Below are 17,123 nucleotides of genomic sequence, written 5' to 3'. Positions count from 1 at the left end.
GGAAGAATGCGGCCTACCGGGTTGAATCGGCATCCTATCGGAAACGTTAGCTCACGCTTCACAAATTACAAGGTGCCGACATCACTTTTCAATCAGCTTTGAGTGAAGCACAGAATGGGGAAGGCTTGCTTTACAGCAAGTCCGTGCGCAACTCACGCACGCCGCGTCCCAGCCGCTGACGCAACAGCGAACGCAAGGTCGCTCCATCGCCATAGCCGACTTCGGCCGCGATGGATTCGAGATCGAGCGTGCCGGCGCGTATCAGCGCTTGTGCATGCTCCACGCGAAGGTCCTGGAAATACGCAAGCGGCGATTTGCCAAGCACGTCCTGACAGCGCCGCTGCAACGACCGCGTGCTGGTTGCCAGCGCGCTCGCGGCGTCCTGCAACGAGAAGCCCGAGCGCAGATTCTTCCGCGACCATTGCTCGAAGCGTTGGATCAGCGGATCCGCCTGCGCGAGGTGATTCGGAATGATGTACGCCGCCTGCGACGAACGGATATCGGCCAGCAAGTAACGCGAAACCAGCGTCGCCAGTTCGGGGCTCACGGTTCGCACCAGCCACAGCGCCAGATCCAGATGACCCATCGCCGCGCCGGCTGTGACGCCCAGACGGGTCGGCACGAGCATGCGGGATTCATCGAGACGCACGTTTGGATAGCGCTGGCGAAACAACGGTGCGAGTCCCCAGTTCGTGGTGGCCTCCAGACCATCGAGCAAGCCGGTCTCCGCGAGGATGAAGGTGCCGAGGCAAGACGCCGCCAGACGCACGCCGGCCTGCTGCCATGCCAGCAGTTGCGCACGGGCATCGCGCACGTCGGGACGTTCGAGCGATTCGACCAGTTCGTCCGGCATCGATGTAGCCAGCGCAGGCACGACGACCCAATCCGGCTTGGGACGCGCGACGATGCCTTGCACCGGCACCGCAAGCCCGTGACGCGAGCGCACGCGCTTCCTTACGCCGACGACGGACACGTCGAAGCGCGGCGTGCCGCCCATCATCCGCTTGGACAACGCATTGGCGACGAGGAAGGTATCGAGGGTGACGGACAGGCCGGTATCGAACAAGCCGTCGAGTGCGAGGATGGAAATACGCATGGCGTAAACGCCTCTAAAGTTGGCGTTTGTGACTGTACAGCTTCGACCATGCCTTCGCTAGACTCCATTCCGTCGCACCGCATTTCCGCGTTTCAACTCATTCCTCAAGGAGTCTTCGATGAAAGTCCTCGCCATCGGCAACATCGTCAAACCCGTCACCCCGGAACAGCGCGGCCAGATCATGCCGCGTGAAGTGCCCGCCACACTGCAGCTCTATCTCGATGCGAAGATCGAGCAGTTCTGGTTTCGCTCGGACAAGCCGGGCGTCGTGTTCCTGATGGACGTCGAGTCCGTCGAAGCGGCGCGGGCGGCCACCAGCGCGCTGCCGCTTGTGGAGGAAGGTTTCGCCGAGTACGAGTTCATGCCGCTCGGTCCGCTCGCGCCGCTTCGCCTGCTGATCCAGGGCGCGTAAAACCCATATGCGCGGCGCATGTTCATCTGCGCCGCGCAGTCCTGCAAGGCCTATTCTTTCCCGTTTACAATCCTGCTTCCCCAAGACTCGCGGACAGGATCCATGGAATTGATGCTTGAGCGGCTGTCGGAGACGGTGGCCTCGGCAGAGAGTCTCGAACAACTCACCCGGCCGCTCCTCGAAATGCTGGAGATCGTCACCGGTCTGGAGTCTGTCTACCTGACGTCCATCGACGAGGCCGCCGGCATCCAGACCGTCGACTTCGCACGCAACTCCGGCGATCTCGACATCAGCGAAGGCCTCGAAGTGCCGTGGTCGGACACGCTGTGCAGGCGTTGCATCGACGAAGGCCGCCGCTTCACGTCCAATGTGAGCGAGATCTGGGGCGACTCCCAGGCAGCAAAGGCGCTCGGCATCGAGACCTATGCCAGCGCGCCGGTCTGCGGCAGCAACGGCGCGGTCATCGGCACGCTGTGCGCCGCGAGCCGGCGCAGCAAGGCCATCGGCCCGCGGGCGCGCAGTGCGCTCAACCTGTTCTCGAAGATCATCGCGCAGCACGTGGAACGCGAACGCCTGATGAGCGAACTGCGCCGCTCCAACGATTATCTGACCCGCTTCGCGCTGACGGACTCGCTCACCGGACTGCCCAATCGCCGGGCCATGCAGGACGAACTCGGGCGGCTGCTCGCGCGCGCGGGTCGCGATGGGTCGTATGTGCTCGTCGGCATGATCGATCTCGACGACTTCAAGAAGATCAACGACGAATTCGGCCACGCCGCGGGCGACAGCCATCTGAAGCACTGCGCCAGTCTCGTGTCCGGCGTCACGCGCGACACGGACATGCTTGCGCGCATCGGCGGCGACGAGTTCGCCTTCGTCGGACCGGGCGCTCACGATGCGGACGAAGCGCATCGCATTGCCGGCGAGATCCGCGCGCGCATCGCGGAAGCGGGCAGCGGCACGAGCCTGCCGGGGCAGGTCGAGGATCACGCGTTCGGGGTCAGCGTCGGCGTGGTCGCGGTGCGCTTCGTCAGCGCGGATCAGGCCATCGCGCTCGCCGATACCGCCATGTACGAAGACAAGCGTGAACGCAAGCGCCGCCGCCGCGAGGCCCAGGCGACGCAGGAATAACGCGGCCATGACCATCAAGGCCGTGGTCTTCGATGCGTTCGGCACGTTGTGCGAAATCGGCGACAAGCGGCGGCCTTATGCCCGGCTGGCACGCGCTCAACGAGACAGGCCCGGCACAAGCGCGCAGTTGATGAGCGCCCCGCTGTCGCTGCGCGAGGCCGCCGCGGCACTGGATGTCGCACTCGACGGTATCGATGCGCTGGAGCGCGACCTCCAGGCGGAACTCGCGAGCATCCGTCTCTATCCCGAAGTGCCGCGCGTGCTGCGGGCCTTGCGCGCGCATGGCTATGCGCTGGCTGTCGCGTCGAACCTTGCGCTCCCCTATGCGGCGCCGCTTCAGGCGCTGCTGCCCTTTACCCTCGACGCCTATGCATGGTCGTTCGAAGTCGGCCATGTCAAGCCCGACCCGCGCCTGTTCGACTTCGTGTGCCGGACCCTCGGCGTGCGCCCGGACGAGGCGTTGATGATCGGCGACACGTATGCGGACGACACTCTCGGCGCGACCCGCAGCGGGCTCGCGGCGCTGCATCTCGACCGTGGCGTCAGCCCGCGCGCCGGTTCCATCCCGAGCCTCGACGCGGTACTCGGTCACCTCGCCATCCCGCTCGACTGAAACGCCGCACTGTTGGGACGCGGCTGACCCAATGACGTCGAATGGTGGTGGCCGGCCCACACCAGCCAGCGCTTCATCGCATCGAAAGAACGCTCCATGCGGCCCGACGCCAATGGCATAACAAATGCATCTGCTGCTGCAAGCGTCCGGCCGCCCATTCGTTCACTTTCTCAACCTTGCCAGGAGCGCAACATGAACCTATTGACCATCAGCGACATTCCCGTCGCCGTCGATCTGGACAGCGAGCAGATGAAGGACATTCACGGCGGCCGCATGAAGCTGCCCGGACAGCAGCCCAAAGGCGCGATTCTCGTCTCGCCCGACGGCGAGCCGGTGTCGGTGTACGTCGACGGCTCGCTGCAGAACTCGGTCAGCGACGGCTTCTACCACCTGTGAGATCGAAGCCGGATGGTGCGCCGTCCGGCTTCATACCTGCTCGCGATCCAGACGCGCTTCGGGCGCACGAATCTCGACCGATGCACCGCGCTCGCTCGTCGCCTCATGCAGATTGCTGCCGCTCGTTTCCGGCAGAAAGACGGCCGCGATGAACGCGACGCCATACGCGCACAGCGCACAAGTCCCCATCGCCGTGCCGAGCGGCAGGTTCGCGGCAAGCAGCCCGACCGTGGCCGGCACGACCGATCCGAAGCCACGGCCGCCACCCAGACAGAAGCCCTGACCGCTCGCGCGGATCGTGGTCGGGAACAGCTCGGCGAAGGTGGGCAACATGCCCGATGCCAGCGCGCCCTGGAACGCACCGAGGAAGAAACTGAGGATGACGGTCACGCCGGCGCCGATCGGCGCAAGCAGATAGATGGCCACGTTGACGGCCTGCAAGACGAGGAAGGTCATGAACGCGGGCCGGCGGCCCAGCCGGTCCGAGAGCAGCCCGTACAGCAGCGGACCGACCAGCGATCCCAGGATATTGCACGCCAGATACCCCGCGCTCGATCCGACCGACAGATGCAGCTGCGTGCGCAGGTAGGTGGGCAGCCAGGTGATCATCACATACGCGCCGCCGAAGATGCCGGTCGCCATGATGACGGCGGCCAGCGTGCGGCGCAGATGACGTGCCGCGAAGATTTCCCAGAACGGGCTGGCCGCCACGCCGTTGGCGCGGGCCACCTTCGCTTCCGCATAGACGCCCGATTCGGGCACCAGCCGACGAATGAAGAACACGAGGACGGCGGGCACCACGCCGAGCGCGAAGAACACGCGCCAGCCGAACTGCTCGGGAAACAGCGACGCGATGATCGGCAGCAACGCCACCGACAACGCATAACCGAGCGCATAGCCGCTCTGCACGGCGGCGGCGACCCGGCCACGCAGCACGGGGCGGATCACCTCGCTGATGAGCACGCCGCCCACCGCCGCTTCGCCGCCATAGCCCAGGCCTTGCAGGAAGCGGATGCCGAACAGCACGGGAAATGAGCTGGCGAAGGCCGCCGCGATGGTGGTGATCGCCACCCATACGATGGTGAACTGCAGGATGCGCACGCGTCCGATCTTGTCGGCGAGAATGCCCGCGCCCCAGCCGCCGATCGCGGTGCCGATCAGCGCCGCCGTGGCGAGATAACCCACTTGAGGATGCGTCAGCCCGAGGGTGGCGATGAGCGCGGGGATGACCAGCGAGAAAATGCTCGAATCCATCGAATCGAGACCGAACCCGGCGAAACACGCCCAGAACGTTCGCCGCTCCACCGGCTTGAGGCTTGAGTACCAACCCAGACGCATGCTTCCCTCTTCATCTGCTTGCAAACGGCGCACCTTAGCCGGGTCCCGCGCGGGAAACAGGCTAGGGTTAACCATGGTTACAAGCCGTGGACGCGCGCATCGGCAGCGGCGGCGCGAGAGGGAAAAGTTGCGCTGCGCGCCGCTGTTCAAAGGCGCAGGCGGGATCGGCAAGCTTGCGTCCGGGCGCGAGGCGATGTCGAACCCGGTGTCCGCCGATAAACAAAACCGATGGAACTCACTGCATTTCGGAAGGGCGGTCCGGGATTCGAATGAGCGAGTCCCGGACAGGACCGGCCGCGGCCCGTTCCCGCCGTCCCGCGATCAGGCCCCGGGCGCTTCCCGGGACACGGAAACGAAGGTATCGCGCAGCCCCTTGTGTACGGGCTCCCGGTCCGGCCTGGCGTGCCACATGGCGGAGACGACGATTCCAGCCGCGATCACGGGCAACAGACCGTTGACCGCGACCATCGACAGCTGGAACCCTCAGCCGGCACGGCTGCCGGCCGTGGCCCGGGGCGAGGCGTGCAAAGGCGCCGGACGCGCTCAATGTTGCGACGTCCGTGTCCCCGTCAGTACGGTCTTCGTCACGTTGGGCATCGAGTCGAGCGCCTGGGAGCTGAACGGGAACGGCGTCCAGGTTTTCTGCGCGTAGATGCGCGTGCTGACGCGATACCACGGCGACGCCGGATCTTCGGATACGCCGGTCGTGAACATGGTGTCCGCCTGCGGACCGTCCGCGCTGAAGCTCACGACCTGCATGTAGCTGTTCCCGAAGCCGTTGCTGTCCATCGGTTCGCCCTGGGGTCCCAGCGGATTCGAGGAGCAGGTGACCGTGAAGTAGCCCTGCACGTCGCAGCCGCCATACAACGGAATGCGCGCCTGGCCATCTTTGATATACAGCACGTCGCCGCGCGGCGAATCCAGCGCGATGCCGTAGGCGGTCAGATCGAGCACCGCGCGACCCAGTGCCTCGGCCAACCCTTTCACGACCGCTGGATTCGTCGTGTCGAGACCGTCGGGCGTCACAAGCGGATGGGCCGCGTCGAACGGCTTCGTATAGCGCAGCGTGCCGGCCCAGTCCGCCCAGCCCCAGAAATCTTCCCAGAGATTCGCGCCGCGCGAATTCGCGTTCGCGGTGCCGTCCCACTGGCGCAATGCCGCGCATGCGGCTTCGATGTTCACCGCCTGCGTCTGGTCGGGCTGCGAGGGATCGGCAGCCACAGCCACGGTATTCGTGCCGCAGACGGAATCGATGACCGGTTGCAGGAACAGTTGCGCGGACATGGATGTGCTGCCCAGCACCGTCTGCTCCAGCACGGTCCGCTGGACGCCTCCAGAGGCGCCCATCAACTGTGAGCCGATCTGATCGCCCAACCGCGTGCGCAGCGACTGCACGGTGCCCGTCGGTCCGAGCACCTGCGCAAAGCCGGTCAGCGGCGCTTTCGGGTTGGTCAACCAATAGCTGTCATTGAAGTTGGCGGCATAGTCCGTGCGTTCGAGGCTTGGCATCGCGTTGACCGGCATGCGGCCCGCGCTCACGGCGCCGGGCAAGGTGAACGAAGTCCAGTTGCATGCGCCGCGCGAACCGTCGAGGAACGGCAGGCCCGGCATCGTCGCATCGACGGACCGTCCCGTCTCCGTCGTGCAGGCGGCCGCAAGCGCATCCGTGACGCCCGGCACCGCGCCGATATCCGCGTACCAGACGTTGGGATTGTTGCGGCCGATGGCGAGCGTATTCATCCATGGCGCCGCGGCGTTGCGCTTCTGGATCGAGATGAAGTCGTCGAGCGAGGTGGCCTGATTCCAATCCAGGAAGTTTGAGATCGTGCCGGGGTTGTTCAGGTTCACGTCGGCGAACGCATAGGCATGCGTGGTGCTCCAACCCAATCCCGGCGCCAGCGAGGACAGATCGACAACCGGACCGAAGCGCGTGCGATACAGGGTGCGCGTAAGCGGAGCGAGCGCGCCCGTCGTCTGATCGCGGACCTGGATCGTGATGGGCACGGCGCGCATGGCCTCTTCGTTGCCGTCATAGCGGTAGCGCGTCGGCGCGCCCGCGACCAGCGACAACTCGAAGATGCCGTAGCGCATCGCAGTCGACACCGTATGCGTCCATGCGACATTCTCGTTGAAGCCGAGCATGATCACCGGGACGCCGAGAAACGTTGCGCCGGCCACGTCGAGCTGGTGCGGAATGCGCAGTTGCATCGGATAGAGCCTGTCGGGTCCTTCCCAGTACCAGTGCGGATTGCCGAACAACATGCTGGGACCGTTGCGCGTCGCCGCCGCACCGAAGACCATTGCATTGCTGCCGATCCCGCTCTTTCCTTTCACCGTCATGCCGTGGCCGGGTGCCGGCCAGGCCGCATACCGGCGGAGCGATGCGGCGGCCTGCGCGGCGCCCGGCGGCTGCGCCTGGGCAACGGAACGCACGTATAGCGCCAAGCTGTTTTGCAGATTCACCGCGATGAAGCGGCGATACAGGTCATCGGCAGTGATGTGGGTCACCCACGGCGCAGCCGTGCACGCGGCATGAGCACCGGGAGAATCACCGGCGCGAAGCCTGTCGGCATAGCGGTTATAACCGTCCACATAGCCCGCCACCAGATCCTTCAGGCGCTTCGGCTGCTCAGCACGGAATTGCGCGACGGCGCCGTCGTCGATGACGGAGCGGAAGAAGAAATCCGAATCGACATTGGTGGGCGTGCCAAATGAGGAAGGCCACGATACCGTGCCGTCCGCGCCGAAGTTCGCTGCGCGCTCGCCACGCCACGTAACGAACGACTCGGCCAGGGTACACAGCGAGTCCTGCGCCTGCGCATAGCCGACGCCGTATCCGAGGCTGGACCAGTCAGCCGCGCTGATATGCGGCACACCGTCCTGTGTCCGTTGGACCGTTACGTCATAAGAGGTCTGAGCGATCTGCCCGTCCGAGGAATTACACGCGCCGAGCGCCAGCAGGAAACCGATACCCATACACTGGGCCGCCACCGCACGACAGCGTCCCCAAACCAACGAAAAAAGCATCTGCATCCTGGTCCATGATCATGAAGGAGGCAGCCGGTCAGGCTGTTGCGTCAAGCGAGTGTTGCGCCAGTTCCCGGCCATCGGCCACGGCGGCGATTTGACCATAGTCCAGTCTGATATAACGTTCGGCCAAAGCGAACTCGCGGTCATCGTGCGTGATGACCAGCACAGCCTTGCCGCGCGCCCTCAGATCGGGTAACAGCCGCCGGTAGAACACGTCCTTCAAGGACGGATCCTGATCCGCGGCCCATTCGTCGAACACGTAGAACGGGCGGTCTTCCCGATACGCGACCAGCAGCGCGAGACGCTTGCGCTGGCCCTGCGAGAGATCCGTGGTCGAGAACTTGCCGTTGCGGGTCGTCACCTTGTGCTCCAGGTGGAGCAGTTCGAGCAGCTCCTGCGCCTGCGCATCGAGCCCTTCGATCGGGAAGCCATGCAGTTCGTCGAACAGGAAGAAGTCGTTGAACACGACCGGGAAATGCTGGCGATAACGGTCCCGGTGCGCCTCGTTCACCGGCCGGCCGTTCAGTTCGATCGTCCCGCTCTCCGGCGCATACAGTCCGACGATCAGCTTCGCGAGCGTGGTCTTGCCGCTGCCGTTGCCGCCGATCAGATACGCCAGTTCGCCCGGCTTGAACGCGAGGTTCGCGGGGCCGAGCTTCGTGTTGCATCCGTGTGTTGAGCCGTGCCGACCTCGCACGGCTCGCCGGATCTGCATCTGCTGCTGCCAGTCGGCCGGCATGTCGCGGCATGCCGGCTCGACGCGCCCTTCAAGTCCTCAAAAATCCGACCGGACCGTCAGCATCACATTGCGGCGCTGACCGAACTCGCTATAGAAGTTGCCCGGCGGACGAATGTAGTAATCGCGGTTGAAGATGTTGTTCAGGTTGAGCGACGCCTGCAGGTGCTTGTTGAACTGATAGCCCACCTGCGCGTTGAAGATCGCGTACGCGCCCTGCTCCACGCCGCGCGAAATGCGCGTCTGCGCCAGCATGCCGCCGCCCACCGAGAAGCCGCGCAGCGTGCCCTGCGTGAACAGGTAGTTCGTCCACAGCTTGAACAGATGCTTCGGATCGGTGCCGGTCGTGAGATCCGGCTGATCGTTCTCGTAGTTGACGTTCAGGTACGTATAGCCCGCATACACGTTCCAGTTCGGCACCGGCTGGCCCGCGATCTCGAACTCGAAACCTTCGTCCGTCGACTTGCCGCCGGGGATCGATCCGGTCGGGTTGTTCGGGTCGGTGATCGCGCGGTTGTTGTCGTTGATGTGGAACGCCGCTGCCGTCGTCGTCAGGCGGTTGTTCAGGAAGCTGCTCTTCAGACCGATTTCATATTGCTCACCCGAACGCGGCGGCAACAGCGCGCCCGTGTAGGTCAGCGCAGTCTGCGCGGTCAGGAAGCGCGAGTAGCTGGCATAGGCCGTCAGCGAACGCGTGATGTCGTATACCAGGCCCGCGCTCGGCAGGAAGCGGTGATTGACCTGCGCCTGCGTGCTCCAGTCCTCGACAGTCGGAATGGTGGACTGCGAAGTCTCCTGCAGGAAGGCCTCGCGTGCGCCGAGCACGAGCGTCAGCGGCGTCAGCAGCTTGATGCGCGCCTGTGCATAGATGCCGTACTGCTCGGTGCGATTGTTCGAGCCGAACGTGAACGGTACGTCCGTCTTCGGCACCGCGTTGGGATCGAAGACGTTGAAGGTCTGGCCATCGAAGGGACCGTTGAGCGCGACGAAACCCGATTCCGCCGTGCCCGTCTGCAGCGAATAGTTCGCGCCGATGGTCAGCGTATGGGTCTGGCCGAACGCCTGGATCGGGCCGCTGACGTTGCTGTCCACGCCCCACCAGTTGTAGGTGTTGCGCTGGCGTTGCTCGCCGTAGTAACTCAGGCCTTCGGCGGTCGCGCCGGGACCTGCGTAGGCGTAGTCGGCCTTCGTGAGTTCGTGGCGATAGAACAGCGTCGTGTTCGACTTCCAGCCGTTCCCGAAGCGATGCACGAGATTGCCGTTTACTTCTTCCAGCGACGTGTACGAGTAGTTCCAGCTCGGGCTGAAATTCTGCGTGTACGAGCTTTGCAGACGGCCGAGCAGATTGCCGTCCGGATCCGTTACGCCGCTCACGCCGTAGTCGATACCGTTGATCGGGTTGATCTGATAACCCGCCGACAGCGACAGCGTGGTGCGCGGGTTGAAGTCGTAGTCGATCGCGCCATAGGCCATCACTTCCTTCTGGCGCGTGCGGTCAACGGACTGCAAGCCGTCGCTGCCCACCAGCACCGCACGGCCGCGCAGCGAGCCGTCCTTGTTGAGCGGGCCGGTCACGTCGATCATCTGACGGAAGCTGCCGAACGAGCCGACCTGCGTTTCCGTCGATACATGGAAGGTGTCTTGCGGACGCTTGCGCACGAAATTCACCGTGCCGCCCGGATCCGTCACGCCGTCCATCACGCCGGTCGGACCGCGCAACACTTCGATGCGGTCGTACATCGCGAGATCGAACTGTTGCAGATATTGGAGGCCGCCAGGCGTCGACACGCCGTCGAACTGCACGCCCAGGAAGTTGCCGCGCGCCTTGTAGTACGCGGTGCCGTCGCCGTAATCCACCGACTGCACGCCGGTCACGTACTTGAGCGCGTCCTGGATGGTCGTCAGGTTCTGATCGTCCATGCGCTGACGCGTCAGCACCGACACCGATGCCGGAATCTCCTTGATGGACTGCTCCGTCTTGCCCGCGATCGTCGCCGTGCGGCCCGAGTAGGTCCCGCTGCCTTCGGTGGTGGCGTCCGGCGTGGCATTCACTTCGATGGCCGGCAAGTCGCGATTCGACGGCTGCGTGTCCGTCGCTTGCTGTGCATGCACGGGTGCGCCCCACATGGCGACCAGCGCCAGCGCAATGGGCGTGAGTCCCGATCGAACGGGCAAGCGGTGGTTGAGCCGCGGTGCGCGGCGCCGGTGTCTGTTGTTATTCATTGTGCTGATCGAATCTGCCTGATGGTGGAAACCCGTTGAAGACCCGAAGAAGACTCATGGAAAGCCCCGGCGTCCATCGCATCGATGGACGTGTTCTGGATTGCCAAGTGAGAATCTGGAGATACAGCGAGGCGCCAAACGGACGGCGTGCACGCCTGTCCGTCATGGCCGGGAACAGCGTCGCGCGCACGTCATGCTGAATGCTGAACACGTCATCGACGTGACGAGACGAAGTGAAATTCTGGCGCGTTTCCGTCTCGACATCGACACTATACAAGAATGATTCGCATTTGTAACGTATTGATACAGCTTATGTCTTACCTTCAAAAAACCGACGTGCCAATCCCCTGCGCAAGAGAAATTCGTCATGTGGCTGATATGGATTTGCGCAGCGTCAGTGCGATCAGATAAGGCCCGCCGATGAGCGTCGCGACCAGCCCCGCGGGCATTTCCTCGGGGAACATGAGTTGGCGGCCGAGCCATTCCGCAACGCCTATCAGCAGCGCACCGAAGATCGCGGCGACGAAGATCTGCACGCCGGGACGGCGCGTGCCCGAAGAGCGCCCGAATAGCGCGCGACATGCGGCGCGATCAGGCCGACGAACGACAAGGGTCCGACAATCAACGTCGATGCCGCCGTCAATAGCGCCGCCACGATCAGGAGTGCGCCACGCTGAGCGCTGCGCCGGTCTTTCTCAAGCTGACGCGCGGATCGCCAAACCACGTGAAAGCCTTGTAAGCGGTCCGTAAAACAGCGGAATGCGAGGCAAATCTTGACTTTCACCAAATGCGAATCGTTTGCGTTTGACGTCGAGTTCGGCCATGATGACGGCGGTCGAAACCAGCCCATACTCGCGATGAACTCGCCTATTCCGAACGCTGCACCTATCGCAGAACAACCTGATCGCGCGCAGGCCGTGCTTGCTTCGCTGCTGTCGCGCCAATCGCATTGGCCGCTTGCCGAGCCGGGCCCGGACGATACCGAACTCGCGCAGATCTTCGATGCCGCGTTACGCGCGCCGGACCATGCGCGCCTGCGTCCGTGGCGTTTCGTGCTGGTGCGCGGCGAGGCGCGCGGCGCGCTCGGCGACGTGCTGGTGGACCTCGCCTGCGCCCGCATGCCGGAGGAGCCGCGCTCGGCGCATGCGCACCGGCGGCAGAAGGCGTTCGCGGCGCCGGTGGTGATCGCGCTGGGCGCGGCCATCGACGCAACCTCGCACGTGCCGCAAATCGAGCAGCTGATGTCGGTCGGCGCGGCGACGATGAACCTGCTGAACGCCATTCACGCGCTCGGCTACGGCGGCTTCTGGGCCACCGGCGACGATACCTACGAACCCGCGATGCACGCGGCGCTCGGCTTCGGCGCGTCGGAGCGCTTGCTGGGCTTCCTGTTCATCGGCACGCCAAAGCGCTCGTCCGAACGGCCGCCCGCGCGCCCCGAGCGCGCGGAGTTCGTGCGCGAACTGACCGTCCCCGCTGCCGCGTCCTGACACGCAGCAAATCCTGCAGCGGCAGTTCCTTGAAGAATCAGTGTCGTGCGGCGTTCCGCCAGCAGAACGCACGCCGCCGGCTCAAAACTGTATCGATGAGACACGCCATCAAAGCCTCCCCACGGGCCCTTGCTCTGCTCGCCGTCGCGCTGCTCGTGCTGCTCACGTTGTGGGCGCTGCTGTTCAGGACGGTCGAGCACGTCGATACCGTCGCGATCACGCGCGGCGACATCCAGTTGAGCGTCACCGCGCTCGGCACCTTGCAGCCGCACAGTTACGTCGATATCGGCGCGCAGGCTTCCGGCGAAATCCGCCGCATCACGGTGCAGCCGGGCGATACCGTGAAGAAAGGCCAATTGCTGGTCGAGATCGATCCGAGCGTGCAGCAGGCCCGCTATGACGTCGATGCCTCGGCGCTCAAGAGCCTGCGCGCACGCCTCGAAGGCGAGCAGGCGAAACTCGTGTTCGCGCAACATCAGTACGAACGCCAGCGCCGCATGATGTCGGAAGGCTCGACGCGCGAGGAAGACCTGCAAAGCGCGCTGTCCGCGTGGCAGAGCGCGCGTTCGACGGTAGGCGACCTGGCGGCGGAAATCGACGGCGCGCGCGCCACCTTGCAGGGCGACGAAGCCCAGCTCGGCTACACGAAGATCTACGCGCCGATGTCCGGCACCATCCTCACGCTGGATGCACGCGAAGGCCAGACGCTCAACGCCACGTATCAGACGCCGATCATCCTGCGCATCGCCGATCTCTCGACGATGACGGTCTGGACGCAAGTCTCCGAAGCCGATGTGCTGAAGGTGAAGCCCGGCATGCCGGTCTGGTTCACGACGCTCGGCGCGGATACGCGCTGGAACGGCACGGTGCGCCAAGTGCTGCCCGCGCCGCCGAACACGGCCCCGCCGAGCGGCGGCGACCAGCAGGCCGCGCCGAACGCCAACGCGATCAACACCGGCAAGGTCGTGTCCTACACGGTCTTGTTCGACGTGAAGAATCAGAACAACCAGTTGTTGCCGCAGATGAGCGCGCAAGTGTTCTTCGTCGCACGGGAAGCGCATGACGTGCCGCTCGCGCCCTTGTCCGCGCTCGTGCCGGTGGCCGGTTCGAGCGACCGTTACCGGGCGCGGGTGCTGGCGGACGGCCGGGTCGTCACGCGCGACGTGCGCGTCGGCGTGCATGACCGGCTCAACGCGGAGATTCGCTCGGGCCTCGCGCCGGGCGAACGTCTCGTGACCAGCATCCGGCGCGTGCGCGGCGCCGACGGGAAGTTCGAATGGTGACGCCGGCGTCCTCGCTGCCGCAGGATGGCACGCCGCTGATCGAACTGCGCGACGTCTGCAAGTCCTATGGCGGCGACGGCACCGAACCGCCGGTGCAGGTGCTGCGCGGCGTCTCGCTGTCGATTGCGGCGGGCGAATTTGTCGCGATCGTCGGTGCATCGGGTTCGGGCAAGTCCACGCTGATGCATATCCTCGGCTGCCTGGACCGGCCTTCGTCGGGCAGCTACCGCTTCGCCGGGCGCGACGTCGCGACGCTGTCCGCCGACGAACTCGCGTGGCTGCGTCGCGAGGCGTTCGGCTTCGTGTTCCAGGGCTATCACCTGATCGCGACCGAATCCGCGCGCGAGAACGTCGAAGTGCCCGCCGTGTATTCGGGCGTGCGGCCGGAACAACGCCGCGCGCGCGCCACCGAACTGCTCGAGCGGCTCGGGCTGGAACAGCGGCTCGATCATCGGCCGAACCAGTTGTCCGGCGGACAGCAGCAGCGCGTGTCGATTGGCCGGGCGCTGATGAACGGCGGCCACATCCTCCTCGCCGACGAACCCACCGGCGCGCTCGATTCGAAAAGCGGCACGGAAGTGATGGCGCTGCTCGCCGAGCTGTCGGCGGCCGGTCACACGATCATCCTCATCACGCACGACCGGCAAGTGGCCGCGCGGGCGCATCGGTCGATCGAGATTCGCGACGGTCGCATCGTCGCCGATTCTCTCGAAGCCAATGACGACAAACCCGCGCCGAACCCCGCCGCGCTGGATGGCGCATCGCTGCTGCGCTCGATGTCGACCGGTTCCGCGCACACCGCATCGTTCCTCACCGACGCGCAGGAAGCCATGCGCGCCGCCTGGCGCGTCGTATGGATCAACCGCTTCCGCACGCTGTTGACCTTGCTCGGCATCATCATCGGCGTGGCGTCGGTGATCGTGATGCTGGCGATCGGCACCGGCACGGAGCGTGAAGTGATCGCGAAGATGGCGAGCTTCGGCACCAACCGCATGTACGTGACGCCCGACGGGCCGTCCGCGCACGCGCCGGGCGGCACGCTGTCCGTGGCGGACGTCGATCTCGTCTCGCACGTGCCGAACGTCGAATACGCGATGCCCTTCCTCACCGGCGGCGTCACGCTGCGCTACGGCAACGCGGACACGCGCACGTCGCTGTGGGCGGTCGGTCCCGAAGGCTCGCGCGTGCTGAACTGGAAGCCCGCGCGCGGCGTCTTCTTCAACGCGGAAGACGAGCGCCGGCTCGCCACGGTCGCGCTGCTCGGCAAGCGTCTGCGCGAGAAGCTGTTCGGCCCGGCCGATCCGGTCGGCAAGTACGTGCTGGTGAACAACACGCCGTTTCTGGTGATCGGCGAACTGGAGGAGAAAGGCGCGACCTCGGGCGACGCCGATGACGACGACGTCCTCCTCATCCCCTTCTCGACCGGCAGCCGCCGCGTGCTCGGCACCACGTATCTGTCGTGGATTTCGGTGCTGGTGGATCACATCGCGCAGTCGGAGCAGACCGCCACCGACATCGGCGCGGTGCTCGAAGGGGCGCATCATCTGCGCGACTTCCACGTCTATAACCGCGCGGCGTCGGTGAAGGCGCAGTCGGAGACGCAGGACACGCTGACGCTGATGCTCGGGCTGATCGCGGGCATTTCGCTGCTGGTGGGCGGCATCGGCGTGATGAACATCATGCTGATGACCGTGAAGGAACGCACGCGCGAGATCGGCATCCGCATCGCGACGGGCGCGCGGCAACGCGACATCCTGCGCCAGTTCCTCACCGAAGCGACGCTCGTCTCGGGCATCGGCGGCGCGCTCGGCGTGCTGGCGGGCGTGCTGATCGGCGCGGGTTTGATTGCGGCCAGCGTGCCGGCCATCTTTTCCGTGCGCGCGATCATCGCTGCGTTCGCATGCGCGCTGCTTACCGGCCTCGTATTCGGCTTCATGCCCGCGCGCAAGGCGGCGCGGCTCGATCCGGTCGTGGCGCTGGCCAGCGAATGAGGACGCCATGAGACGCTTCCTCTCCTTCGCATCCATGACTGCCTGTATGGTGCTTGCGGGTTGCCTGAGCCGGCCGCCCATCCCGCCCGCCGATGTCGCGACGCCCGCCACCTACCGCTATTCCATGGCAGGCGGATCGGCGGACCCCGTCACCGCCGACTGGTGGCGACGCTTCGACAGCGCCGAACTCGACCGCCTCGTCACGCAGGCGACGGCGCAGAACTTTGATCTGGCCGCCGCCGTCGCGCGGGTGAAGCAGGCGCGCGCCAACGCGACCATCGCGGGCGCGGCGCTGCTGCCCTCGGTAAGCGGTTTCGCCGATGCCAGCCGCCAGGGCGGCCTCATGGTGAACAATCAATTACCGAGCGGCAGTGCGTTCGACCTGGGTGTGTCGGCGACTTACGAGCTCGATTTCTGGGGAAAGAACCAGGCCACGCGCGACGCCGCCGTGGAGCGCGTGCGCGCCTTCGCTTTCGACCAGGCGACCGTGCAGATGACGCTCACCGCCGATGTCGCCGACAGCTGGCTGCAAACCGTCGCGCTGCGCGAACGGGAGCAGATCGCGCAACGCAATCTGGAAACCGCGCGCGCGATCCTGCGCAACGTCAAATCGCAATACCGCGCGGGTTATGTGACCGCGCTCGACGCCGCGCAGCAGCGCACGCTGGTGGCGTCGCAGCAGCGTGCGGCGGCTGCCCTCCATCAGCAGGGCAACGACAGCGAAGCGCTGCTCGCCACGCTGCTCGGCGTGCCGGCCAGCGGCTTCACCGTGACGACGCGCACGCTGGATGCCGTCAACGCGCCGGGCGTCGATGCGGGCGTGCCCGCGTCCTTGCTGACACGCCGTCCGGATATCGCGTATGCGGAAGCGCAACTCGCCGCCGCTCACGCCGACGTGGCCGCCGCGCGCGCCGCGATGTTCCCGAGCGTCACGCTGAGTGCTTACCTTGGCACCGGCAGCGACCGCGCGCAGCGCATCTTCGACAATCCGCTCTATAGCGTCGCGGCGGGCCTGACCGCACCGATCTTCGATGCCGGCGCGCTCGCGGCCGGACGCGATCTTGCGCAGGCGCAGCAGGAGGAACTGCTGGCGGCGTACCGTAAAGCCATCGTGAGCGGGTTCGCGGATGTCGAGCGCGCGCTCAACGCCAGCGCCGGCGCCGATGCGCAGACGCGTGCGCAGGACGACGAGCTAAGCGAGGCGCGGCATACGCTGGAACTGGCACAGAGCCGCTATCGCGCGGGCGCCGAAACGGCGCTCACCGTGCTCGACGCCCAGCGCACGCTATACAGCGCGGAGGATGAGCATGTGCAGTTGCATCTTGAACGGCTGCGCGCGGCGGTGGCGACGTATCGGGCGCTCGGCGGCGGGTGGCATTAGCGC

Annotated in this window: 15 protein-coding genes; 8 read left to right on the top strand and 7 right to left on the bottom strand. The window is 65.5% G+C overall.

Annotated features, from left to right (window positions below):
- Positions 1–130: 130 nt before the first annotated feature.
- The gene (locus QCE63_RS15690; protein WP_309834240.1) at positions 131–1,096 is read right to left on the bottom strand and encodes a helix-turn-helix domain-containing protein; all 966 of its coding nucleotides are present in this window, start codon (positions 1,094–1,096) and stop codon (positions 131–133) included.
- A gap of 118 nt (positions 1,097–1,214) precedes the next feature.
- Here QCE63_RS15690 and QCE63_RS15685 point away from each other — a divergent pair, with 118 nt between their 5' ends.
- From QCE63_RS15685 to QCE63_RS15670, 4 genes are all read left to right on the top strand, one after another.
- Positions 1,215–1,508: a hypothetical protein gene (locus QCE63_RS15685; RefSeq protein WP_309834239.1), complete on the top strand. Its 294-nt coding sequence runs from the start codon at positions 1,215–1,217 to the stop codon at positions 1,506–1,508.
- Positions 1,509–1,610: 102 nt separating this feature from the next.
- Positions 1,611–2,639 carry a sensor domain-containing diguanylate cyclase gene (locus tag QCE63_RS15680; protein WP_309834236.1) on the top strand — a complete coding sequence of 343 codons (1,029 nt, stop codon included), beginning with the start codon at positions 1,611–1,613 and terminating at the stop codon, positions 2,637–2,639.
- A 7-nt stretch (positions 2,640–2,646) separates the two neighbouring features.
- Positions 2,647–3,252 (top strand): HAD family hydrolase, encoded by a 606-nt coding sequence (locus tag QCE63_RS15675; RefSeq protein ID WP_309834235.1) that lies wholly within the window; start codon positions 2,647–2,649, stop codon positions 3,250–3,252.
- 192 nt (positions 3,253–3,444) lie between these two features.
- The gene (locus QCE63_RS15670; protein ID WP_309834234.1) at positions 3,445–3,648 is read left to right on the top strand and encodes a hypothetical protein; all 204 of its coding nucleotides are present in this window, start codon (positions 3,445–3,447) and stop codon (positions 3,646–3,648) included.
- 30 nt (positions 3,649–3,678) lie between these two features.
- On the opposite strand, the gene QCE63_RS15665 is transcribed toward QCE63_RS15670, so the two are convergent.
- The 6 genes from QCE63_RS15665 to QCE63_RS15640 form a co-directional block, all read right to left on the bottom strand.
- The gene (locus tag QCE63_RS15665) at positions 3,679–4,986 is read right to left on the bottom strand and encodes an MFS transporter (protein WP_309834233.1); all 1,308 of its coding nucleotides are present in this window, start codon (positions 4,984–4,986) and stop codon (positions 3,679–3,681) included.
- A 543-nt stretch (positions 4,987–5,529) separates the two neighbouring features.
- Complete coding sequence (locus tag QCE63_RS15660) at positions 5,530–7,962, bottom strand: penicillin acylase family protein (protein WP_309834232.1); 2,433 nt, start codon at positions 7,960–7,962, stop codon at positions 5,530–5,532.
- 88 nt (positions 7,963–8,050) lie between these two features.
- Complete coding sequence (locus QCE63_RS15655; protein ID WP_404990150.1) at positions 8,051–8,731, bottom strand: ATP-binding cassette domain-containing protein; 681 nt, start codon at positions 8,729–8,731, stop codon at positions 8,051–8,053.
- A gap of 60 nt (positions 8,732–8,791) precedes the next feature.
- Positions 8,792–10,975 (bottom strand): TonB-dependent siderophore receptor, encoded by a 2,184-nt coding sequence (locus tag QCE63_RS15650; RefSeq protein ID WP_309834231.1) that lies wholly within the window; start codon positions 10,973–10,975, stop codon positions 8,792–8,794.
- A gap of 365 nt (positions 10,976–11,340) precedes the next feature.
- The gene (locus QCE63_RS15645; protein ID WP_309834230.1) at positions 11,341–11,511 is read right to left on the bottom strand and encodes an iron chelate uptake ABC transporter family permease subunit; all 171 of its coding nucleotides are present in this window, start codon (positions 11,509–11,511) and stop codon (positions 11,341–11,343) included.
- Positions 11,472–11,825 (bottom strand): iron chelate uptake ABC transporter family permease subunit, encoded by a 354-nt coding sequence (locus tag QCE63_RS15640; protein ID WP_309834229.1) that lies wholly within the window; start codon positions 11,823–11,825, stop codon positions 11,472–11,474. The genes QCE63_RS15645 and QCE63_RS15640 overlap by 40 nt, the downstream gene beginning before the upstream one ends.
- A 7-nt stretch (positions 11,826–11,832) precedes the next feature.
- Here QCE63_RS15640 and QCE63_RS15635 point away from each other — a divergent pair, with 7 nt between their 5' ends.
- From QCE63_RS15635 to QCE63_RS15620, 4 genes are all read left to right on the top strand, one after another.
- Entirely contained in the window at positions 11,833–12,465 is a 633-nt protein-coding gene (locus tag QCE63_RS15635) for a nitroreductase (RefSeq protein ID WP_309834228.1), read from the top strand.
- Between the two features lie 95 nt (positions 12,466–12,560).
- Positions 12,561–13,748, top strand: coding sequence for an efflux RND transporter periplasmic adaptor subunit (locus QCE63_RS15630; RefSeq protein ID WP_309834226.1), 1,188 nt, complete (start codon positions 12,561–12,563; stop codon positions 13,746–13,748).
- Positions 13,742–15,739, top strand: a complete 1,998-nt coding sequence (locus QCE63_RS15625; protein WP_309834224.1) for a MacB family efflux pump subunit — start codon at positions 13,742–13,744, stop codon at positions 15,737–15,739. The genes QCE63_RS15630 and QCE63_RS15625 overlap by 7 nt, the downstream gene beginning before the upstream one ends.
- A 7-nt stretch (positions 15,740–15,746) precedes the next feature.
- Complete coding sequence (locus tag QCE63_RS15620) at positions 15,747–17,120, top strand: efflux transporter outer membrane subunit (protein WP_309834223.1); 1,374 nt, start codon at positions 15,747–15,749, stop codon at positions 17,118–17,120.
- Positions 17,121–17,123 lie beyond the last annotated feature (3 nt).

The sequence above is a fragment of the Caballeronia sp. LZ065 genome (assembly GCF_031450975.1).
In the GTDB taxonomy this organism is placed as follows: Bacteria; Pseudomonadota; Gammaproteobacteria; order Burkholderiales; family Burkholderiaceae; genus Caballeronia.
This window is presented reverse-complemented; position numbering and strand designations above follow the sequence as displayed.

What these genes read in the sequence shown, in the direction of transcription:
- QCE63_RS15630 (WP_309834226.1), top strand. Translation starts at nt 12,561, where the DNA reads ATGAGACACGCCATCAAAGCCTCCCCACGGGCCCTTGCTCTGCTCGCC.
- QCE63_RS15665 (WP_309834233.1), bottom strand. Translation starts at nt 4,986, where the DNA reads ATGCGTCTGGGTTGGTACTCAAGCCTCAAGCCGGTGGAGCGGCGAACG.
- QCE63_RS15650 (WP_309834231.1), bottom strand. Translation starts at nt 10,975, where the DNA reads ATGAATAACAACAGACACCGGCGCCGCGCACCGCGGCTCAACCACCGC.
- QCE63_RS15655 (WP_404990150.1), bottom strand. Translation starts at nt 8,731, where the DNA reads ATGCAGATCCGGCGAGCCGTGCGAGGTCGGCACGGCTCAACACACGGA.
- QCE63_RS15660 (WP_309834232.1), bottom strand. Translation starts at nt 7,962, where the DNA reads ATGGGTATCGGTTTCCTGCTGGCGCTCGGCGCGTGTAATTCCTCGGAC.
- QCE63_RS15670 (WP_309834234.1), top strand. Translation starts at nt 3,445, where the DNA reads ATGAACCTATTGACCATCAGCGACATTCCCGTCGCCGTCGATCTGGAC.
- QCE63_RS15690 (WP_309834240.1), bottom strand. Translation starts at nt 1,096, where the DNA reads ATGCGTATTTCCATCCTCGCACTCGACGGCTTGTTCGATACCGGCCTG.
- QCE63_RS15640 (WP_309834229.1), bottom strand. Translation starts at nt 11,825, where the DNA reads ATGGGCTGGTTTCGACCGCCGTCATCATGGCCGAACTCGACGTCAAAC.
- QCE63_RS15675 (WP_309834235.1), top strand. Translation starts at nt 2,647, where the DNA reads ATGACCATCAAGGCCGTGGTCTTCGATGCGTTCGGCACGTTGTGCGAA.
- QCE63_RS15635 (WP_309834228.1), top strand. Translation starts at nt 11,833, where the DNA reads ATGAACTCGCCTATTCCGAACGCTGCACCTATCGCAGAACAACCTGAT.
- QCE63_RS15680 (WP_309834236.1), top strand. Translation starts at nt 1,611, where the DNA reads ATGGAATTGATGCTTGAGCGGCTGTCGGAGACGGTGGCCTCGGCAGAG.
- QCE63_RS15620 (WP_309834223.1), top strand. Translation starts at nt 15,747, where the DNA reads ATGAGACGCTTCCTCTCCTTCGCATCCATGACTGCCTGTATGGTGCTT.
- QCE63_RS15685 (WP_309834239.1), top strand. Translation starts at nt 1,215, where the DNA reads ATGAAAGTCCTCGCCATCGGCAACATCGTCAAACCCGTCACCCCGGAA.
- QCE63_RS15625 (WP_309834224.1), top strand. Translation starts at nt 13,742, where the DNA reads ATGGTGACGCCGGCGTCCTCGCTGCCGCAGGATGGCACGCCGCTGATC.